The organism is Photobacterium sp. DNB22_13_2 (assembly GCF_052873915.1).
Genome location: NZ_JBNNXU010000001.1, coordinates 346,658 through 367,154, shown reverse-complemented (window position 1 = coordinate 367,154; position 20,497 = coordinate 346,658). Strand labels below are relative to the sequence as shown.

19 protein-coding genes are annotated in these 20,497 nt (G+C 48.8%); 13 read left to right on the top strand and 6 right to left on the bottom strand.

Going from position 1 to position 20,497, the window contains the following annotated elements; all coding sequences use genetic code 11:
* Positions 1 to 121 precede the first annotated feature (121 nt).
* The 9 genes from hinT (at position 122) to ACVA58_RS01550 (ending at position 7,557) form a co-directional block, all read left to right on the top strand.
* Positions 122 to 472 carry a purine nucleoside phosphoramidase gene (gene hinT, locus ACVA58_RS01590; RefSeq protein ID WP_107348449.1) on the top strand — a complete coding sequence of 117 codons (351 nt, stop codon included), beginning with the start codon at positions 122 to 124 and terminating at the stop codon, positions 470 to 472.
* Between the two features lie 137 nt (positions 473 to 609).
* Positions 610 to 1,995 carry a COG3014 family protein gene (locus ACVA58_RS01585; RefSeq protein ID WP_446508713.1) on the top strand — a complete coding sequence of 462 codons (1,386 nt, stop codon included), beginning with the start codon at positions 610 to 612 and terminating at the stop codon, positions 1,993 to 1,995.
* On the top strand, positions 1,995 to 2,381 hold the full coding sequence (locus ACVA58_RS01580; protein ID WP_446508712.1) for a YcfL family protein: 387 nt from the start codon (positions 1,995 to 1,997) through the stop codon (positions 2,379 to 2,381). The genes ACVA58_RS01585 and ACVA58_RS01580 overlap by 1 nt, the downstream gene beginning before the upstream one ends.
* A gap of 51 nt (positions 2,382 to 2,432) precedes the next feature.
* Positions 2,433 to 3,026 (top strand): penicillin-binding protein activator LpoB, encoded by a 594-nt coding sequence (gene lpoB / locus ACVA58_RS01575; protein ID WP_255040929.1) that lies wholly within the window; start codon positions 2,433 to 2,435, stop codon positions 3,024 to 3,026.
* Positions 3,027 to 3,093: 67 nt separating this feature from the next.
* Positions 3,094 to 3,984, top strand: a complete 891-nt coding sequence (locus ACVA58_RS01570) for a phosphotransferase (protein ID WP_446508711.1) — start codon at positions 3,094 to 3,096, stop codon at positions 3,982 to 3,984.
* A 147-nt stretch (positions 3,985 to 4,131) separates the two neighbouring features.
* The gene (locus ACVA58_RS01565) at positions 4,132 to 4,977 is read left to right on the top strand and encodes a DUF6279 family lipoprotein (protein ID WP_446508710.1); all 846 of its coding nucleotides are present in this window, start codon (positions 4,132 to 4,134) and stop codon (positions 4,975 to 4,977) included.
* A gap of 96 nt (positions 4,978 to 5,073) precedes the next feature.
* Positions 5,074 to 5,616, top strand: coding sequence for an alpha/beta hydrolase YcfP (gene ycfP / locus ACVA58_RS01560; RefSeq protein WP_446508709.1), 543 nt, complete (start codon positions 5,074 to 5,076; stop codon positions 5,614 to 5,616).
* Positions 5,617 to 6,010: 394 nt separating this feature from the next.
* Positions 6,011 to 7,300: an NAD(P)/FAD-dependent oxidoreductase gene (locus ACVA58_RS01555; RefSeq protein ID WP_446508708.1), complete on the top strand. Its 1,290-nt coding sequence runs from the start codon at positions 6,011 to 6,013 to the stop codon at positions 7,298 to 7,300.
* 38 nt (positions 7,301 to 7,338) lie between these two features.
* The gene (locus ACVA58_RS01550; protein ID WP_446508707.1) at positions 7,339 to 7,557 is read left to right on the top strand and encodes a DUF7661 family protein; all 219 of its coding nucleotides are present in this window, start codon (positions 7,339 to 7,341) and stop codon (positions 7,555 to 7,557) included.
* A 245-nt stretch (positions 7,558 to 7,802) separates the two neighbouring features.
* Here ACVA58_RS01550 and ACVA58_RS01545 read toward each other — a convergent pair whose 3' ends face one another.
* From ACVA58_RS01545 to ACVA58_RS01525, 5 genes are all read right to left on the bottom strand, one after another.
* A complete protein-coding gene (locus tag ACVA58_RS01545; protein WP_446508706.1) occupies positions 7,803 to 8,276 on the bottom strand; it encodes an FKBP-type peptidyl-prolyl cis-trans isomerase in 474 nt (157 codons plus the stop codon).
* Between the two features lie 100 nt (positions 8,277 to 8,376).
* Entirely contained in the window at positions 8,377 to 8,949 is a 573-nt protein-coding gene (locus ACVA58_RS01540; RefSeq protein WP_446508705.1) for a GNAT family N-acetyltransferase, read from the bottom strand.
* Between the two features lie 126 nt (positions 8,950 to 9,075).
* Positions 9,076 to 9,894 (bottom strand): peptidoglycan binding protein CsiV, encoded by an 819-nt coding sequence (locus ACVA58_RS01535; RefSeq protein WP_446508704.1) that lies wholly within the window; start codon positions 9,892 to 9,894, stop codon positions 9,076 to 9,078.
* Between the two features lie 29 nt (positions 9,895 to 9,923).
* Positions 9,924 to 13,379 carry a transcription-repair coupling factor gene (gene mfd, locus ACVA58_RS01530; protein ID WP_446508703.1) on the bottom strand — a complete coding sequence of 1,152 codons (3,456 nt, stop codon included), beginning with the start codon at positions 13,377 to 13,379 and terminating at the stop codon, positions 9,924 to 9,926.
* A 2-nt stretch (positions 13,380 to 13,381) separates the two neighbouring features.
* Positions 13,382 to 13,960, bottom strand: a complete 579-nt coding sequence (locus tag ACVA58_RS01525) for a PilZ domain-containing protein (RefSeq protein ID WP_446508702.1) — start codon at positions 13,958 to 13,960, stop codon at positions 13,382 to 13,384.
* Between the two features lie 189 nt (positions 13,961 to 14,149).
* Here ACVA58_RS01525 and lolC point away from each other — a divergent pair, with 189 nt between their 5' ends.
* Genes lolC through lolE form a run of 3 tightly spaced genes read left to right on the top strand, consistent with a single transcriptional unit; the run spans position 14,150 to position 17,284 of the window.
* Positions 14,150 to 15,358, top strand: coding sequence for a lipoprotein-releasing ABC transporter permease subunit LolC (lolC, locus tag ACVA58_RS01520; protein ID WP_446508701.1), 1,209 nt, complete (start codon positions 14,150 to 14,152; stop codon positions 15,356 to 15,358).
* Positions 15,351 to 16,040 carry a lipoprotein-releasing ABC transporter ATP-binding protein LolD gene (lolD, locus tag ACVA58_RS01515; RefSeq protein ID WP_446508700.1) on the top strand — a complete coding sequence of 230 codons (690 nt, stop codon included), beginning with the start codon at positions 15,351 to 15,353 and terminating at the stop codon, positions 16,038 to 16,040. The genes lolC and lolD overlap by 8 nt, the downstream gene beginning before the upstream one ends.
* Positions 16,040 to 17,284 carry a lipoprotein-releasing ABC transporter permease subunit LolE gene (lolE, locus tag ACVA58_RS01510; protein ID WP_446508699.1) on the top strand — a complete coding sequence of 415 codons (1,245 nt, stop codon included), beginning with the start codon at positions 16,040 to 16,042 and terminating at the stop codon, positions 17,282 to 17,284. Before lolD ends, lolE begins: the two co-directional genes overlap by 1 nt.
* A gap of 238 nt (positions 17,285 to 17,522) precedes the next feature.
* On the opposite strand, the gene ACVA58_RS01505 is transcribed toward lolE, so the two are convergent.
* Positions 17,523 to 18,041, bottom strand: coding sequence for a DUF2062 domain-containing protein (locus tag ACVA58_RS01505; protein ID WP_446508698.1), 519 nt, complete (start codon positions 18,039 to 18,041; stop codon positions 17,523 to 17,525).
* A 31-nt stretch (positions 18,042 to 18,072) separates the two neighbouring features.
* Between ACVA58_RS01505 and ACVA58_RS01500 the strand changes: the two genes are divergently transcribed.
* Positions 18,073 to 20,469, top strand: coding sequence for a DNA internalization-related competence protein ComEC/Rec2 (locus ACVA58_RS01500; protein WP_446508697.1), 2,397 nt, complete (start codon positions 18,073 to 18,075; stop codon positions 20,467 to 20,469).
* The last annotated feature ends 28 nt before the right edge of the window (positions 20,470 to 20,497 follow it).

The window sequence follows — 20,497 nt, the reverse complement described above, 5'->3', positions numbered from 1 at the left end:
GAATTTGACGGTTAAAAAAAATCACTGGAAAAAAGATTAAAAACAATGTTCAATATTGCTCTTGTTTGCGTAGTCGAGCATACTGCAAGTGTAGATTCGATAACGATAAATGGAGCAAGACATGGCTGAAGAAACCATTTTCAGTAAGATTATTCGCAAGGAAATCCCAGCTGATGTTGTTTACCAGGACGATTTGGTGACGGCTTTTCGCGATATTAACCCGCGCGCGCCAAGCCACATTTTGATCATTCCGAATAAATTGTTGCCGACCGTCAATGATGTGGAAGCAGAAGATGAACTGATGATGGGACGCCTGTTTACAGTTGCTCGTAAATTGGCAGAGCAGGAAGGTATTGCTGAAGACGGTTACCGTTTGATCATGAACTGTAATCCGCATGGTGGCCAAGAGGTGTACCATATTCATATGCACTTGTTGGGCGGTCGCCCTCTAGGGCCAATGCTTGTGGGTTAACACAAGACTTGGTTAGCCTGTGGGCAAACCAAGGATAAGTGAACTTCTGTTCCAAATTGAAGTCTGAGTGGCGTGTATTTACGGCGTGTTTGCCGATGGTAAGGGCACTCAGGCTTTTTATTAGGGTTAGTAATAAGATGTTGAAACATGCCGTCGTAGCGGTACTGTCTTTGGGGTTGGTCGCTTGTGCGAACCTGTCGACCCAGAGCTTATTTAGTCATTATAGTGCGGCAAACAGCAAGACCCATCAGGCAATGCAGCAGGGCTTGTACCAGCAAGCGTTGGAGGTATTGCCTGATGCGCCTGCAGGTGAAATTCTTGATGGAATGGAAAAAGGACGAGTCGGCTTTGTTGCTGGCCAGTATCCGCAAAGCTATGGGGCGCTGCAATTAGCAGACAATGCAGTAAAAGAGCAGCAGCGTCAGGCCAGTATCCAGGTATCGGAAGGGTTCAATCAGGTTGGCTCGTTACTGACCAACGACAATATGATTACCTACCAGCCGGCAGATTATGAGTTGGGTTTTTTGCATTTATATCTGGCGCTTAACTACCTACAGCAACGTGACCTCGATGGTGCCTTGGTCGAAGTACGACGGGCTAACCAGGTACAAGAAGCGGCCAAAAGGCTGCGGGAAGCTGAACTCGATAAAGCCGCAAAGGAAGCACGCCGTAAAGGGATGGATCAAAACCTTGGAGCTGTCTTGGCGCGGTACCCGGATGTTGGTGGTCAGTTGGGCAACATCCAAAATGGTTATTTGTTTTTCCTCTCAGGGGTGTTGTACGAAGCCGACGGTGATCTGAATAGTGCATATATTGACTACAAGCGAGCACTGGCAGTGGCGCCGAACAACCCGTTTGTCGCTGAGACAGTGCTGCGTTTAGCGACACGTATGCGAATGGATCAGGACCTACCGTCATTACAAGCGCGATATGGCCAATACCAAGCACCTTCTGCCAGCACGGGTAGGGTGATTGTGTTTGATGAACAAGGAGTGGTATCGGCTCGAGACGGCTGGCGTTTACCTATTTGGCTGACAGATAGCCGAGGTGACGGTGTCATTTATAATCTGGCGCTGCCTTATTATGGTAACCCGTCCAATAAGGCTTATTCGCCATTGCAGCTTAACGGTAAACCGCTGGTTGATAGCACCGTCGCCAATGTCGATGGGATGGCTCGTTACAGTTTGCAGGAAGATTTACCCGTGATTGTGCTTCGACAGGCTTTGCGAGTCGCAGCCAAAAATGAAGTGCGCAAAACCGCGGCGAGGAAAGGGGATGATATCGGTAACGTGTTGACCAATATTTTCAACACCCTAACTGAACAGCCGGATACTAGAAGTTGGCAAAGTTTGCCGGCCTCGGTAGCAATTGCTCAGCAAGATATCGCAGCAGGGCAGTATGATTTGGCTTGGAACGGCCATAAGATAGATGTTGATGTAAAAGCAGGCAGAACAACCATGGTTTGGGTGTCACGCCAGGGAAATCAGCTGACCGGTTGGTCAGTCTTATTGGGGAATAACTAATGAGAATAATACTTATATTGGGGATGGTCTTGGGGCTAGCAGCTTGTTCTACGACAACCTCCGGGATCAGCATTGAAAGCAGTAACCAAAGTGTGGTGATTGGTAACTCTCACTTGGCCAGCCGCCTGTCGATTGAACAAGCCAATATTTCTGACGTAAATGGATTGATGAGGGCCGGGGTTCCGGTTACCAGCCAGATTGATTCTGATCTCAATCTGCAATACCGCTTTTATTGGTATGACGCCCAGGGCCTAGAGGTGAGTGGTAGCGATAGCCCATGGCGTCAGGTTGTGCTGCACGGTAAAGATACAATGACATTACAAGCGGTTGCCAGGAGTCCTCAGGCAACGCAATACCGGATATATATCCGAAAAGCAGATTATTAATTTTGGGATTGGCACTGTAGCGAGTGCTGTTTGACTGATAAAGGTAAGACAATGAAAAAAAGCGTAATCGCACTAATGGGTGTGGCAGCACTGATGGGCGGCTGTGCCCAGAAGGTGAGCTATGGTGATGCTCAGCAGGCAGAGACAACGACCATTGAATTTGGCTCGACAGACTTGCAGAAAATTGCTGAAGAAATGACTGACAGCATGCTGACTTCAGGCTCGGTGGCTTATATCACCGGTAATGGCCAGCGCCCAATCATTGTTGTTGATAGCATCAAGAATAAAACCAGTGAGCACATTGATACCGAGTCGGTTACCGACTCGGTCAGTACTCGTTTGCTAAACTCGGGTAAATTCCGCTTTGTGGACATGACTCGTGTCGAAGATGTACGTAAGCAGCTTAACTTCCAGAATAACGATGAGTTGGTTAACCAGAGCACAGCCATCCAGTTCGGGAAAATGGTCGGTGCGGAATACATGCTTTACGGGAACCTGTCGAGCATTGTTAAGTCTGCCGGTAGCGACAAAGACGTTTACTACAAAATGACCATGCGCTTGATGGACTTGGAAACAGGCCTGATTGAATGGGCTGATGAAACCGAGATCCGTAAGCAGGAATCGAAGAGTCTTCTGGGCTGGTAATAATACCAATTCACATAAATATTTGATCAACGACTTATCCAGATTGGTATAAGGGTATTCCGGTGACATGAGTATCAATAACTTGCAGGCTCTGTTCAGAGCCAGACTACCGGAATACCTCTTAGCTAGTGCTGAACCTCTCAGCGGCGGTCTCAGCAACCGCTGCTGGCAGGTTGTGATTAAGCACGACCAGACTGGCCGGTGCCAAACCCTGGTATGGCGGCCTTGCTCTGTGTCATCACAGGCTTTTGGAGTGTCACGTCAGCAAGAGCATGATGTACTCCAGGCCATTTACCTTTCTGGCAAACATGATATAGCACCGCGCCCTTTTGCCCTTCTCCCAGAAGGGTTATTAGTCGAATGGGCTGAAGGGCAAACCGCTAAGCCTGATCTGTCCGTAGAAACCGTCGTGGCCATATTGGGGACTATCCATCAGCTTCCTTTGCCTTCGTGGCGGCTAGATTGCCAGCTACGAGGCGAACATTATTGGCAGCATGTTGGTGGTGTTGTGGATGATCATCAGCTTTGCCGTATCCATGCTTATTTCCAATCTCTGTCTATTAGAACGTGGTTTGCTGACACGTGTTGCCACCATGATATGGGGTGGTATAACGTAATTATTGCTCCAGTCAGTCAGCACAAAGTGATTGATTGGGAGTATGCGGCCGCAGGTGATCCGTCATTGGATTTGGCACTGACCATTGCTGCTAATCATCTGGATCCTGCTAAGGCTGTCACTCATTATTGCCAGCGTATGGGGATCATTGATGTTGCTACCCAGTCGCGTTGGCAGTCGGCTGTTACATATTGGCAGCCGTGGTGTGATTATTTGGCAATGCTGTGGTTCTACGTTGGGGCACAACGCTTTGCAGACCAAGAGCAGTCAGATGAGGGTTACTTGTCTGAAGCTAAAAAATTGCAAGACAAATTGTGGAATGAATTGCAATTCTCTGATTAGTCGGCACTTTTTGTTTTCCTTCGTCTACAATAATAAACGATCAGTATTTCGTGCCTCTAGGGCCTCTATACTGTAGGTTATGTGACGCTCTGCTGCGTGACTGCTCCACGTTGGTATTAAGCCTTAAGGTTCGGTGAGGGGAATGTGATGAGTACGAAAATCCCAAAATGGGCGGCGCTCACCTTGAGCGTGGTAATCGTTGCGGGGTGTACCACTCGATTGGCCTATAACAACCTTGATGTATGGCTTAGCTATCGTCTTTCTTCATATGTGACGCTTAATTCTTCCCAGGACTCGACATTTGACCGCGGATTGGACCGTGCTTTGGCACTCCACCGACGGCAGGAACTACCCAAAATCCATCGCGCGATTGATAGATTGCAAGCCGATCTGCTTACCCCTATGTCTTTTGGCCAAGTACAGGAATACTACAGGGTGTTTACCCAATTGGGGCAGGACTCGGCCGCGATACTGGCTGATCCTCTTGCGGATGTATTCTCTCAGTTAAGTAATACCCAAGTTGCACAAGTTGAAGCGAGTTTGCGTCAGCGTTTTGCCGAATTTGATCAAGAACGCAGTAAATTAAGCGACGCCCAAAAATTAGCCAAACGCGCAGGTCGGCTACAAGATTTTACTCAAGATTGGGTAGGCTCGCTGACGAGTAGGCAAAAAGAGTTACTGACAGAGTTGGCGGGCTATCAATTGGAAATGGCTCCAATTTTCCGTTCAATGCGCAACGGTTACTTTGAACGTTGGCAGCAATTGATGAATAAACGCACCCAGCCTGAGTTCAAAATACAACTTACCAAGTTGGCACGAGACATGATGGAGTTGGACAGCCCACAATATCAAAGTGAAATCCGCTTCTACCTCAACCGCCGCTTTGAGCTGATGCGGCGGCTCAACCATACCATGTCGCCACAGCAGCAGGCGTACCTCAATCGTAAACTGGTCGACCTTCGTAAGGATGTCGCATTGCTGATTAATCAATAACTAGATTCGTATCTCACCTCTTGTGAAAGTAATGTCAACAAACCCTACAAAACGTGTTAGATTAATTTTTACTGATAATCACAATAGGGAAGGAAAATGATTATTTATCTGCATGGCTTTGACTCAACAAGCCCGGGGAACCATGAAAAGGTATTGCAGCTTCAATTCATTGATCCTGATGTACGTTTTGTGAATTACAGTACCCTGCATCCTAAGCATGATATGCAACACCTATTAAAAGAAGTGCATAAACTACAGGAAGAATCTGCTGATGAGCAACCGCTGATTTGTGGCGTGGGGCTTGGTGGATATTGGTCCGAGCGGATTGGCTTTCTGTGTGGTATGAAGCAGGTTATCTTTAACCCAAATTTGTCGCCAGAACAGAACATGGAAGGTCGTATTGACCGTCCGGAGGAGTATGCGGACATTTCCACCAAATGCGTGACGGACTTCCGTCATGAAAACGCAGGTAACTGCCTGTGCATACTGTCAAAGAACGATGAAGTATTAGACAACAACCACACCAAAGATGTGCTTGGTGATTTTTACCAAATTATTTGGGACGAGAAAGAAACACATAAATTCAAAAAAATCTCCCAGCACCTACAAACGATAAAAGCGTTTAAAGAAACCGCCTAACTGCTACTTACTATTCAGCTTGGCAAGATAAGCAGGCGGCCGACTGACCGTCTGCTCTATGTTCATCAGCCCTATGCGAATAGTGATATCAACAGCTCACCTCTCTCATAGCCAAACTAGAATTGGCTAGCTATGTGTTCTTCAGCATGCCATGCCGCCAGCTTTGATCCTAATCAATTATTTCTTGCCTTGAAATAATATTCGCTTATAATGCAAATCTTAACTTTTTTTGAGGTGAATCAAAAAAAGTTGAGTTAATTAAACAAAGAAGATGTAGCAAGCATCCCTCGCATATCTAAAGTTAAGTCGTTGATAAAAAAGAATTATACTGGTTGGATTTAGTTCGAGCTAGATTAAATTTATAAGTTTTTAAATTTGTGGAAGGAATGTTGTGATGACACGAATCATTGTTGTCGGTGGTGGTGCTGGCGGTTTGGAGCTAGCGACGAAGCTGGGTCGTACATTGGGTCGGAAAGGTCGTGCAAAAGTCACCCTGGTAGACCGTAAGGGCAGCCATTTGTGGAAGCCACTGTTGCACGAAGTCGCAACAGGCTCTATGGATGCAGGTGTTGACGCGCTTAGCTATCGTGCTCATGCGAAAAATCACTCGTTTGATTTCCAGATGGGTAGCCTGAAAGATATCGATCGTGAACGTAAAGTGATCACACTCGCTCCGTTGCATGATAAGAAAAATGAACTGCTGATGCCTGAGCGTGAGCTAGAGTACGATATCCTTGTCATGGCGATCGGCTCTACCTCGAACGATTTTAATACTCCAGGTGTGCGTGACAACTGCATCTTTCTGGATAGCCCAGAGCAGGCGCACCGTTTCCGTACACAAATGAACAACCAGTTCCTGAAACTACATGCGAATAAAGAGCAGAAAACAGTTGATATCGCGATTGTCGGTGCCGGTGCAACCGGTGTTGAGCTCTCTGCAGAGTTACACAATGCGGTTCAAGAGCTCCAGAATTACGGTTTTGGTGATCTGGACAGTTCACGATTGAATGTAAACTTGGTTGAAGCTGGTGAGCGCATCTTGCCTGCATTACCACCGCGCATTTCTTCAGCTGCCCACAGTGAGCTAACCAAGCTTGGTGTGAATGTTCGTACTGCGACTATGGTAACCAAGGCTGATGAAACTGGCCTTACAACCAAAGATGGCGAGCATATCCCTGCACAAATCATGGTATGGGCGGCAGGTATCAAGGCGCCTGATTTCATCAAGGATATCGCTGGTCTTGAGACTAACCGTATCAACCAGTTGGTGGTTAAGCCTACCTTGCAAACCACTCGTGATGACGATATCTACGTGATTGGTGATTTGGCTTCGTGTGCACAGGAAGACGGAAGCTTTGTCCCACCACGTGCTCAGGCTGCTCACCAGATGGCAAGCCGCTGTTTCTCTAACATTGTGGCTAAAATCACAGACCGTGAGCAGAAGGCATATACCTATAGTGACCACGGTTCTCTGGTTTCGCTGAGCCGCTTCTCTACCGTTGGTAGCCTGATGGGTAACTTGACCAAAGGTTCGATGATGGTTGAGGGACGCATTGCTCGTGTAGTGTATATTTCACTGTACCGAATGCACCAAATTGCGTTGCATGGCGTAGTGAAAACCAGTTTGATGATGTTGGTTGGCCGTATTAACCGAGTGCTACGTCCAAACCTGAAACTTCACTAAGCAAGTAGCTCTATACGGGGTACAAAAGAAGGAAAGCAATGATGTTCTTAATGTTTGATGTATTCGGCACCAAGATGTCAGTGCAGAAAAAAGATGGATTTTGGTTGCTGTTTAAAGAATCAGAGACCGCAATGCGTGCCCGTATTTATGATGTTGTTATTCCGCCCGAGCTGGAAGAAGCCGATTTGGCTACCTATCTAGCGGATATCTATCATGAGCAGGCGAGCGCTAGACATCCAAATGTCTGTCGCTGCTAGTATCTAGCTTGAAGCAAAATTAAAAAACCGCCATTTAGTGGCGGTTTTTTTATATCTATCGTTTGTTAATACCAATCTGGATAAGTAGTTGATCAAGTATTTGCATTGGAAAAATCGTTGTTATCAAGGCAGATATTGCAGTAACTAGTGGCTCTAATTACAAAATCTCTAACGCAGAGAACAGTGATTTTAACCTGCAAGGCTGATTAAATATTTATGTAGGTTGGTATAATTACTAATAGAAATTAGTTTACTTTAAACAGCTCAACATCAAAAATCAGCACAGAGCCTGGTGGGATAGCGCCAATAGCACGGTTACCATATGCCAGATCAGCCGGGACGAAGAAACGCGTCTTCTCACCCTCAACCATTAACTGTACGCCTTCGGTCCAGCCTTTGATAACCTGATTTAGGCCAAACTGGATGGTCTCACCACGCTCTACTGAGCTGTCGAATACTGTGCCATCGAGCAGAGTACCATGATAGTGAACGGTTACTTTATCACTTGCCTTAGGGTGTACAGAACCTGTTCCTTCTTGTAGTACCAGGTACTGTAGGCCTGATGCCGTGGTTTGTACCCCTTCTTTTTCCTTATTCTCGGCAAGGAACGTTTCACCCACTTGGATGTTTTCTACAGCCGCTTGCTTGTTGCCTTGCGTGCGTTGCATAAAGAAGATGACAAGCGCAATAAGGGCGATACCCAGGATAATTTTAAACACGTAAGTTCCTCATTTCGTGCTGAATATATTCGCTGATAGTAGCAGAGCTCACGCACAGGGGAAAGGTGGGTTCCTAAGGACTTGAACCAAGGTATGGCCATCAAAGGCTAGGCGGAGGGGAAGTGGCAATGTCACTGGGGATCAGAGAAAACAGCAAGCCATCGACAGGCCCATCTTGGGTGATGATACGGTTTCTGGCTTTGCATTCGAAATGGGCTTTAGTGGCAAGGGCGGTGCGCTGACTCGCAAGGTTGCCAGTGTGGGTAACTATTTCTATTCGTGTTAGACCAACGGTGTCAAAGGCAAACTGGGCAATGGCTTGGCAGGCTTCTTTGGCATAGCCTTTTCTTTGGGCGCTGGACCGGATCCAGTAACCCAACTCAGCCGAATTGGTGAGATCGGATACATTGCTCAAGGATGTACTGCCAAGAAATATATCGGTGGTGCGCTCAAAGATGGCAAATTCATAGCTGATGTCATACACCCAGTTTTGCTGGCTAGCATGAATCCACTCATGGGCATCATGTTGATTGTATTGGGCGTGACACCAAGGTAACCAAGGAGAAAGGCTCTGTTGCGAGCGGTGGATAGCATCGAGCAAATTCAACAAGTCTGCATTCTTGTAGGGGCGAAGTAGTAAGCGTTCGCTTGTTAATTGGTAGTCTGCTTTCATCCTAGCTACAGCCGTCCTGATCTTGTATTTAAGAGCATAAACGAATGTCGTGGATGGCGTTGGAATAGGTGTTTAAAATGTGAAAAGGGCTGCGTTTGCAGCCCTTTATCGCGATAGTGAGAGGGGTTAGCCGTCGATGCGGCGAATTTGAATCACCATGCCCATTAACGGGTGATCAAGGTAGTGGGTTTCGCCACTTCGCATCTTACGCTGTTGCTGGAACGGGTAGGCTTTGAGGAACTCTTCCACCTTCACTTGCTTTTTTACTTCCTGCAGGTGGCCGATCTGGACGTTGCCTTCCGGCTCTAGTGCACTTTCCATGGGGTCAAGTGGCTCAGCACCGATGATGACTTCGCGTCGACTTGGCTCGCGCAGAGCAAAGTTGGCTTCTGTGAACAAGAAATGCTGAACATAGACGCGCAATGTGCCGTCTAGCTCTCGTAGTGCGCTTGCTTGCTCTTGTTCTGTAGCTTCATCAGACGCAGTATCCAATGATTCTTCAGTAAACCCTTGGTCTGACGGAACGGCAGCTTGCTCATCGGCTTGGGCTGACTTCAATGTACCATCCGCTAAGAACTGAGCAGAAAAGTCTTTGCCTGCAGTAAAGTGAATGCGCGGCGCTGCTGCTCGGCTCAAATCACCTTGGCGCCAGCCAAAGTGAGCGAGAGGGGTGAAGCCTGCATGTTGCTTGAGCTTGCTGTACTGGCTATTTAGCTCGAACTGGGATGAAGACATCGGTGTGAGCCCTCTTGCTTGAAGGCGGGCGGTATCACCGAAGTCGATTGTCCCTTTAAGGTTTACGGGCTTCGGGTTGTCCTGCCATGATTCGCTCACTTGCTCCGGTGCGATGTTTCGCTTGAACAAGATCACTTCAATATCGAACTGTCGCGCTGCAAGACTTGGCCAGCTAATGGCGAACAGCAGCAAATAAATGAGATTTTTCAAGATAATACTCCGCACTTAAGTGCTATCTATTATAGAGCGTTTTCGGCCAACTTTGTTAGAAGACCGTCAACATACTTTATTCTGTCTTTTCTGTCACTCATCGGGGCCATGACTTTCAGCTTGGTTGGCCCTTCCATCCGGAAATGCTGGGGTTGTGACTGCAGTAAACCAACCAAGAAGCCTGGGTCGATGTTGGCATTCGGGTTAAATTCAATAAATCCGCCTTTTTCACCCGCTTCAATCTTGCGCACGCCAATGTCTGCGGCTTTGAGTTTGATTTTATTGAGTACTAGCAAGTTGCTGGTTGGATCCGGTAGTAAGCCAAAGCGGTCGATAAGTTCAACCTTAAGCTCGTCCAATGCCTTATCGTTGCTGGCACTGGCAATGCGTTTGTATAGTGACAAACGGGTATTGATATCCGGGATAAACTCTTCAGGAAGTAATGCCGGAAGGCGGAGCTCCACCTCGGTTTGTTGGCGCAGAAGGTCATCGAGCGAAGGCTCTTTGCCTTCTTTGAGTGCTTCAACCGCTTGTTCGAGCATCTCCATGTACAAGGTGAAACCGACCGATTGGATTTGGCCGCTTTGCTCGTCACCGAGTAGCTCCCCAGCACCACGGATCTCGAGATCGTGTGTAGCAAGTGTAAAGCCAGCCCCCAAATCTTCCAGTGATGAAATGGCCTCAAGTCGTTTCACGGCATCTTTGGTCATTCGCTTAGGATGCGGAGTTAGCATGTATGCATAGGCTTGGTGGTGCGAACGCCCGACACGGCCTCGAAGTTGGTGAAGTTGGGCCAGACCGAGGTGATCAGCACGGTTAATAATGATGGTATTGGCGGTGGGTACGTCAATGCCAGTTTCGATAATGGTAGTACATACCAACAGGTTGAAGCGCTGGTGATAGAAGTCACTCATGATCTTCTCAAGCTCACGTTCGCGCATTTGCCCGTGGGCAAAGGTAACTCGGGCTTCAGGGATCAGCTTGGCGAGATCTTCTGTCATCTTCTCAATCGAGTCGACATCATTGTGCAGGAAGTAGATCTGACCACCACGCATCACTTCACGCAGTACCGCTTCTCTGATCAAGGCATCATCTGACTCGCGGACGAAGGTCTTGATAGCCAGGCGGCGAGCCGGAGGCGTGGCAATGATCGAGAGATCGCGCATACCGCTCATTGCCATATTTAGCGTACGCGGGATGGGGGTTGCGGTTAGGGTCAGGATATCGACATCGGAGCGGATCGCTTTGAGCTTTTCTTTTTGGCGAACCCCGAAGCGGTGCTCCTCATCGACAATCAATAAACCCAGATCATAGTAATTCACCGAGGCATTAAGCAGTTTGTGGGTGCCGATCAGGATGTCGATTTTCCCTTCGGCCATGTCGGCCAAGATCTGCTTTTGCTCTTTGGCGGTTTTGAAACGCGAAAGTACCTCAACGCGGACTGGAGTATTGGCAAAGCGGTCTCGGAAATTTTCAAAATGCTGCTGGGCAAGCAGGGTGGTCGGGACCAGTACGGTTACCTGCTTGTTGTTATCGACAGCGACAAAGGCGGCACGCATGGCGACTTCTGTTTTACCAAAGCCGACATCACCACAGACTAGACGATCCATGGCTTTGGCTTGGCACATATCAGATAGCACAGCATTAATGGCCAGTGCTTGATCATGGGTTTCTTCGAACGGGAAGCCAGTACTGAAGTCGGCATAGGCTTCACGATCAAGCGTAAATTTGTGGCCCGGCTTCATTTCTCGCTTGGCGTAAACATCGAGCAGCTCGGCGGCAACATCACGGACTTTTTCAGCTGCTTTGTTTCGTGCTTTTACCCACGTTTCACCACCTAGCTTGTGGATCGGAGCGGAATCTTCCGCCCCGCCCGAGTAGCGGCTGATAAGGTGCAGCGAAGCAACAGGGACGTAAAGCTTGGCACCGCCTTGGTATTCCAAGGTGACGTATTCGGTTTTCATGCCGCCGGCTTCTAGTGTCTGTAAGCCCTGAAAGCGCCCGATACCATGGTCTAGGTGGACGACCGGTTGGCCTACCTTTAGTTCGGCAAGGTTGCGGATAATGGTATCGGCATTGACCGATTTCTTTTCATCCCGGCGGCGGCGCTGAACGACACGCTCACCCAGTAGGTCACTCTCACAAATGAGGGCGACTTCTGGTTGTTTAAGCAGAAAGCCTTGCTCAGCCGAGCCGATCACCAGGCTAAACTTGCCCGGTGCCGCCAAGGCTTCTGCCAGGGTTGGCGCAACGACTGGGCGAAGCTTGATTCGTGCTAGTAGATCAAGTAGTGCTTCGCGACGTCCTTCAGAGGCAACCGAGAAGACGATTTTACCTTGGTAGCTTTCCGAATAACGTCGAAGTTCAGCCAATGGCTCTTTGAGCTGGTGATTGATAGTTAGCTCAGGAACCGCTTTAACTGGCAAGTTGTAGCGACCAGCCTTGTCGGCTTCGCTTTCCTTGCGGATGCGTATTTGAGGCAGCGTTTTGAAATGAGTGAACATTTCCTCTTTGCTCAGCCATAGCTCTTTAGGTTCGAGCAGTGGCCGCAGAGGATCGACCCGTCGCTGGTCATAGCGGAACTCGGCGTCGGTCAGGAACTGGTCGACTGCAGGCTCAAGTGCACCGATGGTTATCAATAGGCTATTTTGCGGTAAGTAATCGAAAAGTGTTTCGGTTTGCTCGAAAAATAGAGGCTGCCAATATTCAATACCGGCAGGCCAAGTACGCTTGCTGACCTGTTGGTAGATAGATTCTGGCTCACGGCGGGCCTCGAAGCGTTCGCGCCAGCGCATACGGAAATTCTCGATGGCAATTTCATCGGTTGGGAATTCGTGGGCTGGCAACAGGCGGATTTGGTCTATTTCACCGGTAGAACGCTGGTTTTCAGGGTCGAACTGACGAATGGAATCGACTTCATCATCAAAAAAATCAATGCGGTACGGCTGGTTGCTGCCCATTGGGAATAGATCAATCAACGAACCTCGGCTGGCATATTCACCATGCTCGATAACCTGCTCAACATGGCGGTAGCCAGAGGCTTCCAATTGTAAGCGCAGCTTTTCAAGCGACAAGGTATCGCCGTTATGTACCATCAGTGCATGTTGGTGGATGAAAGCCCTAGGGGTCATTCGCTGCAGCAGGGTGCTGATTGGCACCAACACTACCCCATTAGCTTGCTGGGGGAGGGAATATAGGCGAGTCAGTCTATCTGAAATGATATCTTGGTGCGGCGAAAAATTATCATACGGCAAGGTTTCCCAGTCGGGGAATACACTGACTTCTAATGATGTGAATTGGCTGACCTCTGGCTGTAGCCGCAATGCGGTCTGGGTATCAGGCACCACGGCCAAAATTGGCCCCTGATGATCTTGAGCCACTTCTGCAACAGAGAGTGCCAGCGCTGCACCGGATACATTACCGATGAATCGGCTGTCACCTGGCTTGGACGGTAATGGAAGAGAGAGAATAGACTGTGCTTTCATGGTTAACTTTTATTGTCTGATCGCAGTTGGGCGCGTTGGCGCAGAATTTTTTGCTGGAAATACAGGGCTGCTCGGATCAGCAGATCCCTGTCATCTTCCATTAAGCGTACGTACTTCAAGGCAATCTCAAAACTGCCGTCTTGCTGGGATTGGCATTGGGTTACTTCAGCATAGGCGTAAACAGCTGCTGCGGGGTTATCGAGAAATAGCTTGAGCTTTACCTTGCCACCTTCAGTTAATGCCTCTGTTGAAAAATAGGACAGTTGGCTGGCACCAAAAGTATGGGTTGTAAAGCGAAGTTCGGCATCATCTTGTTGAGCGAGAACAAAAGATAATAACAAGTTTATCTTGTTGTTCTGTGCTGTAAGGTAATTCGAGAGTGCTTTGAATTCGTCTTTTTTTAATTGGGATAATGAATGCTCCAGACCTTCATCCAAGCTGCTGCATTCACTGGCGATACGAAACAAGGGCGGGATTTCTTGCTGGAAAGCCAGCATCTCGGGAACATTTTCACCCGGTTGGAGTGGTTCTACATTGATGGTCAATCCAGCATTGACTGAAAAATACTCGTCCTGATTCATGTCGCACTCGATATAAATTAACTATCCTACGATTATCACCCACCTATTGCTCAGGGACAAGTAAAGTGGTTGCAGAGTGGTGGTTTTACCCGCTGTTTTTACATTAGTTTTACTGTGCTTAATGGTAATCAGACGCGGCAACGGGTATGCTTTCGAACAGTTTTTATAAGGATGGTATCTTTTTAATCTATGTTTCATCCCGTCTCGTTTTTTATCGGTCTGCGTTATCTCAGAGGTCGTTCTGGTGATAGGTTCAGCCGTTTTGTTTCTTATATGTCGACCGCGGGCATTACCGTCGGGGTACTATCCCTGGTAACGGTATTGTCTGTGATGAATGGTTTTGAGCAGCAACTCAAGGAGCGGATCCTTGGGGTGATGCCGCAAGCTGTGATTTCGACCCACGATGGTCATCTTACCCGCACGGAACAACCACCCGAAGCACTCACCACTATTCCCTATGTTGATATGGTTTCGCCACTCACGCGTAGCGAAGCGATTCTGCAAAGTGCCAAGTCATTGGCGGCCGGAATGATGCTGGGTGTTGACCCTGAAGCCTTTGAACCTGTTGGCTACTATATAAACCACGGCGATATCATGGATTTAGAAGCGGGCAGTTATAAGGTGATCCTTGGTCAAACGTTAGCGAATCAGCTGGGAGTAAAAGTTGGCGACAAGGTGCGTTTGATGGTCACCAGCGCCAGCCAATATACGCCGCTCGGGCGAATTCCAAGCCAGAGAAACTTTGAAGTCGCGGGTTTATACAATACCGGCTCGGATGTTGACGGCCAGATTATGTTGACCCATATCGAGGATGCTGGGCGATTGTTACGCTTGAAACCCGGCCAAATCACAGGGTGGCGCTTGTTTGTTGATGATCCATTCGTGGTGGCCGATCTCGCTAACCAGCCTCTACCCGAGGGGATGACATGGTCAGATTGGCGTGAACAACGCGGTGAGCTGTTCCAAGCGGTGAAAATGGAAAAGAACATGATGGGCTTGATGCTGGGACTGATTATCGGTGTCGCAGCTTTCAATATTATTTCGGCGTTGATCATGGTGGTGATGGAGAAACAGGCCGAAGTAGCCATATTGAAAACACAAGGCATGAGCAGCCGCCAGGTCTTGATGGTATTTATGGTACAAGGCGCCAGTAGTGGTGTGATCGGCGCTATCATAGGTGGAGTATTAGGCACCTTATTGGCGCTGAACTTGAATTCCTTGCTCACTGTTATTGGGGTGAATTTGATCACCGCTGGAGGTCAGCTACCGATTGTGATCTCACCACTGCAGATTACTTTAGTTATTGTCGGCGCGATTGTTCTGAGTTTGCTGGCGACTGTTTTTCCTTCCTACCGGGCGGCATCGGTTCGTCCAGCAGAGGCACTTCGTTATGAGTAATGCACTATTGGTTTGTCAGGGCCTGAGAAAAGTTTATCAAGAAGCCCAACTTGAAACAGAGGTGCTAAAAGGGGTGGGTTTCCACCTTGATGCTGGTGATCTTATCGGTATTGTCGGGGCGTCAGGCTCGGGCAAGAGTACACTGTTGCATTTACTCGGGGCGTTGGACGAGCCTACCGAAGGCGAAGTGTTCTTCAAGGGGCAAAAACTCAATGCAATGAGTGCCAACAAACAGGCTAAGCTACGCAATCAGGAGATTGGCTTTGTCTATCAGTTCCACCACCTGCTGGCGGATTTCAGCGCGTTGGAAAATGTGGCGATGCCATTGCTGATCGGAGGTGTTGCCGCGAATAAAGCACGAGCGCAGGCCCACAGTATTTTGGAGTTGGTTGGACTTGGCCACAGACTGGAGCACCGTCCTTCCGAGCTTAGTGGCGGTGAGCGTCAACGGGTCGCCATTGCAAGGGCACTGGTTAACAAACCGTCTCTGGTTTTGGCCGATGAGCCGACCGGTAACCTGGATCATAAAACCGCACTGGAAATCTATGATTTGATGCGCAAGCTCAACAAGGAGTCGGGTACCGCCTTCTTGGTGGTGACCCATGACAACGAGTTAGCTGGCAAACTGGATCGCTGCATGCACATGCAAGACGGTGAGTTGCAGTTGGTAGAGGTGGCTTGATGTTCCGACCGCTTTCTCTATATATCGGCAGCCGCTTCAGCCGCGCTAAGCAAAGAAACCGGATGGTATCGTTTATTTCGATTTCCTCGACTTTGGGGATCGCAGTGGGTGTTGCCGTGATCATTATTGGCCTTTCGGCGATGAATGGTTTTGAGCGTGAGCTGCAAAACCGGGTTTTGTCGGTGATCCCCCATGGCGAACTGGAGGCGGTGACGCCGCCCTTTGAAGATTGGCAACCCGTTCTCGATTTGGTCGAACAACACCCAAGGGTGACCGCGGCGGCCCCTTATATCAACTTTACTGCCTTGCTTGAGAAAGGTAACAGCCTCAAGGCGGTGGAAGTCCGTGGCGTGAACCCTGAAAAGCAACGTGACGTCAGTGTGTTGCCACAATTTGTCAAGGACAATGCATGGGACAGCTTTGAGGCTGGTAAGCAACAGGTTATTTTGGGCCAAGGCGTGGCCGACAAGCTTGGTATTGGTGTGGGAGATTGGATCACGGCAATGATCCCCAATCCTGACCCGAGCCTGAAGCTCAAGGCGCCGCATCGTATACGGCTTCAAGTTGCCGGCTTGCTCGCGTTGGCGGGGCAGATTGATCACAACTTTGCCTTAGTGCCTCTCAAAGATGCCCAATCGTACCTATCGATGGGCGAGGGGGTAACCGGTATTGAGCTTAATGTAGATAAGGTGTTGGATGCCCAGAGCATCGTGCGTGAGGTCGGCTTTACCTTGCCGGTTTATGTGTACCTTAAAAGCTGGAACCAAAAGTACGGCTATCTGTACCGTGATATCCAAATGGTTCGTACCATTATGTATCTGGTGATGGTGCTCGTTATTGGGGTCGCGAGTTTCAATATCGTGTCGACCTTGATGATGGCAGTGAAAGACAGGGCGGCGGATATTGCGATACTGCGTACTATGGGGGCGACCGATCGGCTGATCCGCTCCATTTTTGTTTGGCACGGCGTGTTGTCGGGTGTTGTGGGTAGCTTAGTGGGTTCGTTGTTAGGCTCTTTGGTTGCCGTCAATCTGACGAGCCTGATAAAGGGAGTCGAAACCCTCATTGGTCACCAGTTTTTGTCTGGCGATATTTATTTTGTCGACTTTCTTCCAACGTTACTGTCGATGCAGGACGTGTTGTTGGTGACAACCACTGCGGTGATCTTGAGTTTCTTGGCCACCTGGTATCCAGCGAAGCGAGCATGTGCACTGCAGCCGGCAACCGTATTAAGTGCCAAGTAAGTGTATATCCCCTGGAGGATGATGATTTGAATCCTTGCTGTGGCAAGTTGTCGGCGAAATCATGCTTTGGGGGAAAGATCGCTTTTTGGCTGAGTCAGCGCAAGTTGTTTTCAGTGGTTTGCCAACTACTTCCCTAAGTGAACAGATATATTTGAGACAGCCTTATTATAGGGCTACAAAAAACCTCGCAGATGCGAGGTTTTTTGTTTTAGCTGCAGAAAACTATATTTGCACAGAACTATTTCAGCATACGGAATCGACGTTTTTGCCAGCTTCGTACTACCGAGTAGCGCCATAGGCCGCGGATGCCAAAGTAGCCGAGGGCAGAAAAGAACACGGCACAGACGGCACAGCCCAATAGGAAAGGAGGACCAATCTGATTCATTTGGTGCAGCAAAAATTCCCAGGACAATTCAAAGTGGAAGGCTTGGTGTGGCGTATTCATCAGCCAAGCACCGACTTTGTATGCACCATAAAACATGACTGGCATGGTGATTGGGTTGCTGATCCAAACCAGGCAGATCGAAAGTGGCAAGTTGACACTGAAAAATATGGCGACGCCGGCAGCCATGATCATCTGACTGGGAAGGGGGACGAACGCCATAAACAAACCGACCGCAAATGCACCAGACGCCGAACGGCGGTTAAGGCACCACAAATTGGGGTTATAAAGCACGCTGCCAAATATCTTCAACGCTTTCTGGCGTTTGATGACATCATGGCTTGGCATCATTCGTTTAATTACTTGTCTTGGCATTGTAATTCTTTTGTTCACAGGCAGGCTTAAGATGAACAAAGGCGCTGCCGGGGTTGCACTTGGACTGCTATCGCTTCACTTTTGGCTGGCATTGCCAACCTATCATGTTTTTATTACAGCCTTAATGATAGGCAGTGTAGTGTGTTTCTATTTCCGATGGCGACTTTTGATCTATGTCGGTATCGGTGCTTGTTTGGCGAATCTCGCCGCAACATCCTATCTAAAAAACGTCCAACTGGCTTTTATTGAGCCGAGGAATATTACCATAGTTGGGGAAGTTAGCAGCCTATTAAATCATAAGAAATTAGATACTTTGTTTGATTTTGTAACGTCAGAATTACGTCAACCAGATTTTCGAACAAGTAAAACACTGCGCTTAAGATTGAGTTGGCAACATCAAGCCAATACTCCGGTAATGAAGCAGGGAGAGCGCTGGCAGTTACAAGTGAGGCTAAGGCCGCCACATGGCCGCGTTAACAGCGCCGGATATGATCGAGAGCGGCAGTTTGTTGGCACGGGGATCCACGGGGTAGGTGTCGTAACCAGTGGTGTTCGCTTGACAAGTGGTCAGCACTCATTGGCTGGTCTTCGTCAAATGGCCTTCGATCGCGCAATGGAACATACCGAGGGGCTCAACCATCAAGGGTATCTGTTGGCGCTGGGATTTGGTTTTCGCGGGGCATTGGAGGCGCAGGATTGGGGGCTACTGCGTGACAGTGGTCTTGCCCATCTGATGGCGATTTCCGGTTTGCATATTGGACTTGCCATTATGCTGGGGTGGTGGTTCGGTGGTGTTTTACGGAACTTGTTTGGTGATTGGCCGCATGCAATATGGCTACCGTTATGGGTGGGTTTGACCACTGGAGCGTTATACGCCTGGCTTGCTGGATTTACCTTACCGACGCAGCGGGCATTATTGATGAGTTCGGTTGTACTGGTGTTACTTCGGTTTCGGATAGTCTGGCCCGGGTGGCAGATTTTGTTATTGGTTTTTACTGTTAGCCTAGCGTTGGACCCACTTGCCTCATACAACGCGGGCTTTTGGCTCTCATTTTCGGCGGTCGCGGTTATCGCGTTGGCCCACATTGGGGGGGTAAGGTTCGAGGAAAGCTCAGAGCTGAAGCTTCACCAAAGATGGTTTGGCAAATGGCGGGTGCTGTTATGGCTCCAGTTAGCATTGCTAGTGTTGATGCTGCCGGTGCAGTGGTTGTGGTTTGGCGGCTTTTCACCTTGGGCACCATTGGTGAATTTGTTGGCCGTGCCTTGGGTCAGTATGACCACGGTGCCCTTGGTGCTGGCAGCCATTGTGTTCTCGCCTGTTGAGCAAGTGGCTATGATGTGCTGGCAGTTGGCAAACACGACACTATCGCCAGTACTTTGGCTCGCTGAATGGGCTCGTGGCGGCTGGTGGATGTTAGCCGATAGCGCTGGGCGATGGGTCTTGGCGGTATCGGTTATGTCGGTTTTGCTTTGGCTCCTGCCGCTGAGGCGGTTTACTGCTTTGTTAGTCGTGCTTTCGATTGTGGTTATGTTGTGGGACCGACCAGTAGCCATACATGGTAGACAAACGGCTGAAACAGACGACAAGCCGAAGATTCTTTCTCCCTTTGTCTCAACTAAAAAACGAGAACCATGGCAGATTGATTTACTCGATGTCGGGCATGGTTTGGCGGTGTTGATATCGACCCAGAATCGTAGTGTACTTTACGATACCGGTAACCGCTGGCCAGGAGGCTCTATTGCGAGTTCAGTCATCGAGCCGGTATTGAAGCAGCGAGGACAAACGTCACTGGATGGTTTAATCCTGAGCCACGCAGATAGCGATCATGCCGCTGGTGCCGACTATTTGGTCGAGGTTTTTGAACCGGTATGGAAGCGCAGTAGTGACGTTCGTGAGGGTTACCAAGCTTGCGTACGTGGCGAAAAATGGCAGTGGTACAGCTTGCGCTTCCGTGTGCTTTGGCCACCCAAACAGGTGACGAGAGCGGCTAATCCCCACTCCTGCGTTATTGAAGTGACACAATATGCTGCTGGTACAGGAGAGCGTGGGATTTCTTTTCTTTTGACCGGAGATATCGATGCGATATCCGAGTTGTTATTGGCAAGGCTTGAGCCTAACTTGTCACCGGACATTCTCTTGGTACCACACCATGGCAGTCGTAGTTCATCAACGGTAACTTGGCTTGATCAAATGGGCTGGTTCGACAGGATGGAACCCAAGTATGCACTGGTTTCGGTCGCGCGTTTTAACCCTTGGCAACTTCCGTCTGTCGACGTGCATCAGCGCTATCTAGATAGAGGAATACAGTGGCTCTCTACGGCCGATTCAGGGCAGGTATCGCTGCAAATAAGCGGTGATAAAATTCAAGTGGTGCGTTATCGGCAAGATATCAAAGCTGCTTGGTTCAGGTCTGTGTTGCCACAGTAGAAAACCCTAACCTGTACTATGGATAACA